Source organism: Endozoicomonas atrinae, assembly GCF_001647025.1.
In the GTDB taxonomy this organism is placed as follows: Bacteria; Pseudomonadota; Gammaproteobacteria; order Pseudomonadales; family Endozoicomonadaceae; genus Endozoicomonas; species Endozoicomonas atrinae.
The window spans coordinates 1-9361 of the sequence record NZ_LUKQ02000211.1; the positions used below are offsets into that span (position 1 = coordinate 1).

Sequence of the window (9361 nt, forward strand, 5' to 3'; positions counted from 1 at the left end):
ACCATTCGCACCGGAGTTAAACAGCTCAGAAAGGCTATGGGAGTGGATGCGGGAGCATGACTTATCAAACAAAGCATTTTCAGGTTATGAAAATATTGTAGATTGTTGCTGTGAAGCTTGGAATAACCTTTGCAGCGAAGCTGGTCGACTGTTCAGTCTGTGCTCCCGTGATTGGGCAGTTATACAGTAGTTAGAAAATTCAATTGGTATAACTCCTCGCGCTTGCAGAGTGTATAGAGATCAATATATTGCTGGCTGATATATTCAGAAAGCAGCTCTCCTTCTGCCAGCCTGGATAATGCTTCAGCAGGGCGATGGGGTAACAGAGGGTAGTCGTTACCCTCCCCCGGCAATGCTTCTTCTGGCGGTGTCAGCTTATTCTCAATGCCATACAGCATGCCGGCAAGCACCGCTGCCAACGTCAGGTATGGATTAGCATCAGCCCCAGCAAGGCGGTGTTCTATTCGGCGATCAGCCTTCCCACTGGCCGGAATTCTTAACGATACAGTTCGATTATTGTGTCCCCAGGATGCATGCAACGGCACATACATATCAGGAACAAGACGACGATAGGAGTTTATATTCGGACTGAGCAACGCCACGGTTTCCGGCATCATTTCAATGGATCCGGCAATAGCATGCTGAAGCAGTTTACTGTCTTCCCCATCTGCATTGGCAAATACATTACCACCAGCATCATCCTGAAGGCTGACATGAATATGCAGACCATTGCCTGGCTGCTCTTCATAAGGTTTGGCCATAAAGGTCGCTTCATAGTTATAACGACCCGCCAATTCGCGGATCAATCGCTTCAGCATAATCGCATGATCGCAGGCCGCAACCGCATCTTCGCCATGCTTGAGGTTAATCTCAAACTGCCCGGGTGCAGCTTCTGCCACTGCAGAATCTGCAGGAACCCCCTGAGCTTTGGCCAGCTGATTAACATCGTCCAGAAATCCGGCAAAATCCACCAGCCCATCAACGGAATAGACTTGGCTCATGGTTTCTCGGACACCTGTCACAAAACCGACTGGCGGCTGTATTTTTCCTTCTGATGTACGCTTCGGGTCAATCAGATAGAACTCAAGCTCCAGGGCCACGACGGGTTTGTAGCCAAGTGTTTTAAACCGCTGAACAATATTGGTCAGGACATTCCGCGGCTCATAGGGAAAACCACTACCATCCTCTTCCTGCATAGTTAAAAGTACCTGAGCTATTTTCTCCGGATCCGCAGCAGACGGAGCTAGTGTTCCAGGCACTGGTACACAGATGCGATCAGGCTCTCCAATGGTCATTCCCAACCCGGCTTCTTCTATCGTGACACCGGTAATGTCCAGGGAAAATACCGAGCAAGGCAGGTAACAGCCTTTTTCCAGTTTTTTGAAGCCAGATGCAGGAATACGTTTTCCCCTGATAAAGCCATTAATATCAGGCAGTAAGGTATCGATGTACTCAGTATTCGGATAGTGTTCAAGGTAATCAGCGAGCTCTGTCTTGAAGTCTGGCATTTATAAGTCCCCTGTTTTTTTGAGAGCAAGCACTGCGTTCAGTCTGGATATGTCTGAGGCAAAGGCCCTTGCCGGGCAAAGTGCCAACTAATGCCTAACTTGTTCTCTTTGTTATTGTTGGTGCCTTTTTTATGACAATACTGCCCAGTCGCAGAGAGATGTTCAATATATTCAACGAAATACAGTCTCAGGCGGATAAAAGGCTTTATTTGTCACATTTTCCTGAACACAGAGCAAAAAAACAAACCAAAAGTTTTTTTAGTATAAATAACCAAAAAAAAGACATATTCAAGACAAAATCCTGTGAGAATTAATGTTAAATATTGTTATAACCCACGTTAATATGATCATGGAGTTGAATATGCGGATAGGTATTCCCAAGGAAATCAAAAATCACGAGTACCGCGTAGGCCTCACACCGGCTGCTGTTAAAGAGCTGGTTCAAAACGGACATGAGGTTTTTGTTGAGGACCATGCTGGTAATGGCGTAGGTTTTTTTAACGAAGATTACCAGGCCTCAGGCGCCACTATTCTGGAAACGGCTGAAGCGGTTTTCGAGGCCGCTGAACTGATTGTTAAAGTAAAAGAGCCTCAGGCCGTAGAGCGCGCCAGACTGAAACCCCACCATACACTGTTCACCTACCTGCATCTGGCACCCGATGAGCCACAGACCACAGACCTTATCAATTCCGGCGCCACCTGTATCGCTTATGAAACAGTGACCGATGCCCAGGGCCGACTGCCACTTCTGGCTCCTATGTCTGAAGTTGCTGGTCGTATGTCCATTCAGGCAGGTGCACGCTGTCTGGAAAAATCCATGGCTGGACGCGGTATGCTGCTTGGCGGTGTTCCCGGAGTTGAGCCCGCCAAGGTCGTAATTATTGGTGCCGGGGTTGTTGGCCAGAATGCAACAGCAATGGCCGTAGGTATGGGTGCAGAGGTCGTTGTACTTGACCGTTCAGTGGATGCCCTGCGCCGCCTGGATGCCCAATATGGCAACCGTGTTCGCACCGTGTATTCCACCTCCCAGTCTATTGAACAGCATGTAGTGTCCGCTGACCTGGTCATCGGCGGTGTACTGTTGCCCGGCGCTGCAGCACCCAAGCTCATCACCCGGGAGCTGGTCAGCAAGATGAAGCCTGGCTCCGTTATTGTGGATGTAGCCATTGATCAGGGCGGCTGTGCGGAAACTTCAGTAGCCACTACTCATGCAGAACCAACCTTTATCATTGATGAAGTGGTTCATTACTGTGTTGCCAACATGCCCGGCGCCGTGGCCCGAACCTCCACCCTGGCATTGAACAATGCAACACTGCCTTATGTTCTTCAGATTGCCAACAAAGGCCCACGTAAGGCTCTGGAAGAAAACCCACATCTGCTTGAAGGCCTGAATGTCTGCAAGGGTGTTGTTACCTGTGAGAGTGTTGCCCAGGCTCAGGATCTGCCTTACAAAGCAGCAGCCCAGATGCTGACTGAGATTTAACCTGCTTTGATAACTCATCGCTGATGAGGGTTATGTTACGCAGTTACCACTACCCAGCGGTAACTGCGTTTTACATTTAACTCACCAGAAATGGCAAAGTCTGCAGTGCAACAACATCAAGAAAGAAAGCCAGCAACTGCACAGCCAGTAACACAACTGTTCCCTGTAAAAAAGTCGCCACTGTTATGGACTTCAGCGCTGTTGCCGTATCCATCCCGGTAAATTCAGTGATAACCCAGAAATAACTGTCATTGACGTGAGCAATGGTCATTGCTCCAGCACTGCAAGCAAACAAGGCAAATAACCTGCCAGTTGTTGTATCAAGGCCTAACGCAGGTAACAGAGGGTTAGCCAGAACAGAAGCGGTTATCAATGCCACGGTCGTTGAACCTTCAGCAGTTTTGATAATTGCAGCCATTACAAAAGGTAAAAACAGCCCCAGATTTATGAATCCCGGGTTTCTTGTGAACAGCTCGGTCAGCTCACTGTTTTGCAGCACATACCCAAAAGCACCACCACAACCAACAATCAGAACAATTTTACCTCCGGCTTCCAACCCTTTTGAGATACATACTTGCAGCTTGCCTTCCAGACCATATTTCAACAGAGGTAATGTCGTTGCCAAACCTGCCAATAGTGCATTTACCGGTTGCCCCAGAAAACCAATCCACTGACTGACTAGGCTATCCCCATGACCTGCAATGCCGCCTGCTGTAATCAGCAACATCGGTGTCATAATTGGCGTGACTGCTGTGAGAAAAGGCATATTTGAACTTTCATTTACCAAATCCTCTCCATCCATTTCAGACTCAAGTCTGGAAGGAATCAGGTTACGAACACATAAAGCCCAGACAAAACCCGTAACTGCAGCCAGCAATGACAGTACCAGCCCCAGAATCAAAACAATGGGTAAGTAGCCAGTTAATTGAAAATTAATTGCTGCAATCAGCGGCCCTGGAGTGGGTAACACCAATGTATGCGTGGCATAGAGAGCAGTACTAAGAACTGTACTAAGGAAAACCGGAGAGACATGATGTGTTTTCGCCAGATACCGCCGCATGGAATTAAGAATAATAAAACCAGAGTCACAATAAATTGGGATGGAAACGATATACCCGGTGATCGCCAGTGCAATACCAGGAAAACGCCCTCCTAAAATAGAGACTACTCCTCTGGCAATACTGATGGTGGCTCCACAATATTCCAGAATGTACCCTAATAACGCTCCAAGGGCGATCGTTAACCCAATATCTCCCAGTGTAGTCCCGAACCCTTTCATCACAGCAGAAGTGACCTGATCTGGAGAGAGCCCAAAACTTAAACCTGCTGTATAACAGGCAACAAGTAGTGCCAGAAAGGATGGCCAGTGCCACCGGACTGTTAAGTAAATTAATAGTCCTACAGAAAATGCAAATCCCGCTATTGTTATTAACATCTGTCATGAATTCACTTAGCAATACTGAGATCAAATTAATGAAGTGGGAATCTCGTTTATAAGTATCAATGGATTTACGAAAAATCACTAAGTCCAAAGCATGCTAAATGTAGACCAGCACAATAAATTACACCATTTAAGGACTATCACCTGTTACCAGGCTTTACAGGCCTGAAAATTATTTTGATACCTTTTTAAGGAAACAATTCCCGCCGACCCTTGTCTTTTGGTGATAAACCAAAGACTGAATAGTACGCAAAAATATTAAAGAAAAGCAGGTAGAATTAATTCTGGTACAAAAACAAAAGGAGCCCTACGGGTTTTATTATCATTGCTGCTGGTCACTACAACCACCAGCGCCAGCTGAGGCATCATAAAAATAAACTGCCCCCTGGCTCCTCGTCCAGAAATAGTTTGAACAAGGTTACCGTCAGCCCTGAAGTCTTCAGTCCCCCAGAAGTAGCCGTATTTTCCATTGCCGGTTTTTGGACTGCTGGCAGCTTCCATCCACTCCCGGTTCAACAGCTGATGTCCTTGAAAGCGACCATAATGCATTGTCAACAAGTCATGAATTCGTATTTTTCCAGTACCGGGGGCCAGATCACTCTCTGGCAATTCTGGAAAATACGTTAAAACAAAGTCATTTACTCCACCAATCAGGCCAAGTTCAATAGCCATTTCCAATGGCATTGGATAATATATTTTTTGTAATTGAAAAAACAAAGTGGGGCTTGTTAATTGCGCTACTCCCCCAATAACCCTCTACAATCAGTTGCCCATTATGATGAATTAACAGACTGTCTATATAACCGTACTCTCCTCTGCCAATTCGGCGTCTCAACGGTTCAATGTCACAAGCGCCAATGGCTGCTGACATCAGGTTCCCAACCAGCAAACCATCATCAAGTAACACAGGTGGATTATATGGCCGATGACTTTCATCATATCGTATTTTGTGTTGAAGCCCTGTCTGGGAGAATCAATATTATTCAAGCTCACTATTTCATCAGCAAGACCATCCTGAGCCAGGCTTTGAACTGAAAAGAAAAGCCCAGAGAAAAGAGACTGCAATAAAATGCGACCTCAATTTAAAATCCTTACGTCAACAGAGCCTAGGGAAGATTCTCAGAGATTGGCCCCTTAATGAAACCCAAGCCCCCTTTAACAATCATGAAACAGCGGAGCCTTGCTTTTTGCATAAGTAAGCTTCTGCACCACCGTATCGCCATTAAAGTGAAGCAAATCCAGACCATGCCAGAATACCGGCTGGCCCTTAAGCTCCAGCTTGCACTGCCAGCTCACCATAACTTTGCCTGAATCCGCGTCAACAAACAGATCCTCATCAAGGAACTGCATAACTCCAAAGTTTCCAGAAAACTGTGGTTCCAGTGCTCGACGGATGGCATCTTTACCTTCGTTTCTCCTGCCGTTGAATTCATCATAGATTGCACCTTCCGAAAAAAAGGCCATGACATCATCAAGGTTATTGGTGTTAAAGGACTCCATAAATTTATAGGTAAGTTCGATTAGTTGCTGTCGAGATGTATTCACTCTATGAAAACCTCTGGTTTTATAAAAACAACTGTGCAATATCATGGATACTTAAGTAGTAGGGTAAATGGAATTAAATATTTCTGAGTGAGTGGGCAGTTACTATTCAAGACACACCGACGGGAGCCTAGCCTCAGCTATGTGGCCAGAGTCGTAATGCCGCAGTGTGGCTGTCCACTTGCTCAGAGAATATGGTTTCATTGGGCTAACTACTTAAGTTCAGTTTGCTCTCTATCTGATATCAGGCCTGATTATTACTACCCTTAATACAAAAAAATGCTGATCCAGAACTCATGATGAAAGGGATAGTAACCAAAGTACGAAAACAGCCATTGCTTCCCGTCAATAAAAACGAGTTTCAATTAAAGTTAGACAGTCACAAACGACATACTGTGAGTCACTGAGCGTGAATACGTAAGTCTCCAGGGTGTTCACTATTCGATATGCGCCCAACCTCTAGCCGCTATATAAGTAGTTAACCCCAGGATAGAAAAGTCTTGCCTCCTTCCCAACCCTGACTGAATTGAATCACTCTCAAAAAAGTCTGACAGTACTGGTACAGCACTGTTTATTAACCTGTTTCAGTTACAGGCTAACCTCAGAAAAGTAGCCTTTATAAAGACAGGCAGGATGGTGGTTCAAATACCCTGCTTGTCTCACTGCCACCACGGCTCAGTGCCAGTGGTATCTGGCTGTTCTATGCCAACTCTCAATATTCACCTTGCAGCTGCTGTGACTCTATTCAAAGGCCTGAATCCCCAACTCCCCCACATTCATACAGGTAGCTCCCTGAGAGCTACCGTTCATCCCTGAAAATCCACATATTCTGTCAAAAATCAGTCTCACTGCCGCCTTCCCGAAAGATTTTTCAACATACTCCTGCAAGGGGAAACCACAACACTATACTCAGTAGAAATTCCCCTAAAAGGGAATCAAAAATCATTAAACACCATGGATGGAGAAGTACCATGATAAGGCAACTCAGAATAACCGCCCTTCTGACAGCAGCCCTTCTGATGACTGGCTGCGGCATAATGAAAACCAGCAGTGAAATGGCCGCCAGTGATTACAAATCAACCAATAATGGTTCCAACTGCGCAGCCAGTTCTCACTGTGTTGTTGCAGAAAAGATGCCGAAAGCCATTTATTTTGACTTTGGAACTGCTGACCTGGATATGAATGATCGCAAGTTACTGGATACTGTTGTAAAACATATGGGTAATTCCAAGCGTATCGAGCTCACTGGCTACACCTGTAAAATTGGTCCAGACCAGGTGAACCAGGATCTTTCTGAAAGCCGGGCTCTTGCCGTTAAAGCTTACCTCATGCAGAAAGGCATAGAAGAAGACCGCATTGCAGCCTGGGGTAAAGGCAAGAGACACCCTGTTGCCAGCAATGGCAAAGAAGAAACCCGTTCGAAGAATCGTCGTGTTGAGATGAAAATCTTCCGTTAATCATTTCTGCTTCGATTGAACAAGACGGTTAGCACTCTACGAAAAGGTACCGATTAGGCGGTACCTTTTTTTATGTACAGGGAAGTACTGTATCCTGAAAATGCAGGAGCAATTTTCAGGGAATGTACAGGGAAGTGCTGTATCCTGAAAATGCACGACTGCAAAAGTTCGAGTAACAGATAAGCAGTTTTCAGAAACCACTTATAACGTCATCACCTTCAGCAGATCCAGGGCACTGATTACACCCTTCAGTGAGCGATCCCTGGTGACCATAACCCTGTGAATACGCCCTTTAACCATCGCTTCAGCAACACGGATCAACGGTGTATCCGGAGACACCTCAAACACCATCGGCGTCATAATATCGTTTACCAAAACGGACTGATCCACCAGATCATGGAAAGAGCGCTGATCCTCTGGTGACAGTGACTCATCCATCATGGTGCTGTAAAAGTTGTCATCCCGCTTTGCCAGATCAACCAGGCCACTGCCTGCCTGCCGGACAATATCAGAAAATGAAACAACGCCAATCAACTGTCCGGCATTATTTACTACAGGCGCACCGGAAATTGCCTTATCGGTCAAAAAACGCGCCAGCCGATCCACTGACCAGTCAGAAGGTACGGTAATCACCTTCTGGCACATGATTTGTTCAGCCGTCATGCTAACTAATGGGTTGTCATTGCTCATATCCCTGGCTCCCGAAAGTAACGCTGTTGGGATCAGTATGACCTATTGCGGCAAACCACTATCTTGACCTGAGTCAAAGATCAGGATGAACAGAGAGTAACCGCCGCTCTACGATTCCCCCCGTTTGAGCTGAAGCAACTTATGGGAGTGCCACTCCCCTTCCCACAGGCTCCTGATCTGTTCAAACCCGACCGCTTCAGACCATTGTCTGAACACCTCAACCTCCTCAGGAAAGTCACAACCTGTAATATGAGCACCTGCTGCTTCCAACTCCAGAGTCGACATGGCTTCCCAGTTGGAATGCATATATGCCAGATAACGGGAAAGGTACTGATCTCTGGATTCACCAGGTTGCAAAAAAATGTCATAGATAAACATCACCCCATGCTCACGAAGGCAATGGTACGCCATCTGCAAACAGCGTTTTTTCTCATCAAACGACAAGTGATGCATACAAAAACCGGCGAGAATAATGTCAAACTGACCATCATACGACGATAAAAAATCCATCATATCCTGACAGTAAAGCTGAAAAGTAACATCCCTGCTGTTAAAACGCTCAGTCAACACGTCAAGAGCCGCAGCAGAACTATCAACGCCCTTGTAAGCATTGACCGTCAGCTCCGGTAGCAGTCTGAAAAACACCTCTGCATCTCCACAGCCCAGGTCAAGAATATCCAAACCTTGTTGTGGCCGCTGCTGCAACTGCCTGAGAATACTGTCGGCGATCCCTTTATGCCCCATATACCCATGAGTAACAATGGTTCGATAGGTGCGCCACTGTTGGAAGAAATTGTCCATACTTCTAGTCTTTTTAGGGTTAATAAGCAAATAAGCATAGACAATCCCATGGACGCAACAGCTTACGCCCTTCTTAATAAGAGCTACAATCAGGCCAGACTAATAAAGATTCAGCATGGAGAGAATGTTTGAATGAAAACACTGGTTGTCTTTGCCCACCCTGTTCCTGAGAGCTACAACGCCAGTATCCTGAAAGCGGTGTCTCATGAACTGGAAGCAAAATCATTTGATACCAATTGAATTTTCTAACTACTGTATAACTGCCCAATCACGGGAGCACAGACTGAACAGTCGACCAGCTTCGCTGCAAAGGTTATTCCAAGCTTCACAGCAACAATCTACAATATTTTCATAACCTGAAAATGCTTTGTTTGATAAGTCATGCTCCCGCATCCACTCCCATAGCCTTTCTGAGCTGTTTAACTCCGGTGCGAATGGT

Annotated in this window: 8 protein-coding genes and 2 pseudogenes; 3 read left to right on the forward strand and 7 right to left on the reverse strand. The window is 46.0% G+C overall.

All coding sequences use genetic code 11. From position 1 onward, the window contains the following. Positions 1 to 190, forward strand: a pseudogene (locus tag AK963_RS35705) (IS630 family transposase); the annotation flags it as partial. Here AK963_RS35705 and AK963_RS21380 read toward each other — a convergent pair. Then, positions 180 to 1508 (reverse strand): glutamine synthetase family protein, encoded by a 1329-nt coding sequence (locus tag AK963_RS21380; protein ID WP_066017454.1) that lies wholly within the window; start codon positions 1506 to 1508, stop codon positions 180 to 182. The pseudogene AK963_RS35705 and the gene AK963_RS21380 sit on opposite strands and share 11 nt — an antisense overlap. Before the next feature lie 361 nt (positions 1509 to 1869). Here AK963_RS21380 and ald point away from each other — a divergent pair, with 361 nt between their 5' ends. Then, complete coding sequence (gene ald / locus AK963_RS21385; protein ID WP_066017462.1) at positions 1870 to 2991, forward strand: alanine dehydrogenase; 1122 nt, start codon at positions 1870 to 1872, stop codon at positions 2989 to 2991. A 76-nt stretch (positions 2992 to 3067) separates the two neighbouring features. On the opposite strand, the gene AK963_RS21390 is transcribed toward ald, so the two are convergent. The 3 genes from AK963_RS21390 to AK963_RS21405 all read right to left on the reverse strand — a co-directional run bounded on the left by AK963_RS21390 (position 3068) and on the right by AK963_RS21405 (position 5977). Further along, positions 3068 to 4426, reverse strand: a complete 1359-nt coding sequence (locus tag AK963_RS21390) for a GntP family permease (RefSeq protein ID WP_066017455.1) — start codon at positions 4424 to 4426, stop codon at positions 3068 to 3070. Between the two features lie 264 nt (positions 4427 to 4690). Next, complete coding sequence (locus tag AK963_RS21395) at positions 4691 to 5104, reverse strand: hypothetical protein (protein ID WP_066017456.1); 414 nt, start codon at positions 5102 to 5104, stop codon at positions 4691 to 4693. A gap of 483 nt (positions 5105 to 5587) precedes the next feature. Beyond that, the gene (locus tag AK963_RS21405) at positions 5588 to 5977 is read right to left on the reverse strand and encodes a YybH family protein (protein WP_175404593.1); all 390 of its coding nucleotides are present in this window, start codon (positions 5975 to 5977) and stop codon (positions 5588 to 5590) included. A gap of 968 nt (positions 5978 to 6945) precedes the next feature. Here AK963_RS21405 and AK963_RS21410 point away from each other — a divergent pair. Further along, complete coding sequence (locus AK963_RS21410) at positions 6946 to 7431, forward strand: OmpA family protein (RefSeq protein ID WP_083232828.1); 486 nt, start codon at positions 6946 to 6948, stop codon at positions 7429 to 7431. A gap of 201 nt (positions 7432 to 7632) precedes the next feature. Here the strand turns inward: AK963_RS21410 and AK963_RS21415 are convergent, their stop codons facing one another. The 3 genes and pseudogenes from AK963_RS21415 to AK963_RS35710 all read right to left on the reverse strand — a co-directional run. After that, on the reverse strand, positions 7633 to 8121 hold the full coding sequence (locus AK963_RS21415) for a CBS domain-containing protein (protein WP_083232829.1): 489 nt from the start codon (positions 8119 to 8121) through the stop codon (positions 7633 to 7635). Positions 8122 to 8229: 108 nt separating this feature from the next. Further along, complete coding sequence (locus AK963_RS21420; protein ID WP_066017461.1) at positions 8230 to 8922, reverse strand: class I SAM-dependent methyltransferase; 693 nt, start codon at positions 8920 to 8922, stop codon at positions 8230 to 8232. A gap of 249 nt (positions 8923 to 9171) precedes the next feature. After that, a pseudogene (locus AK963_RS35710) lies at positions 9172 to 9361 on the reverse strand (IS630 family transposase); the annotation flags it as partial.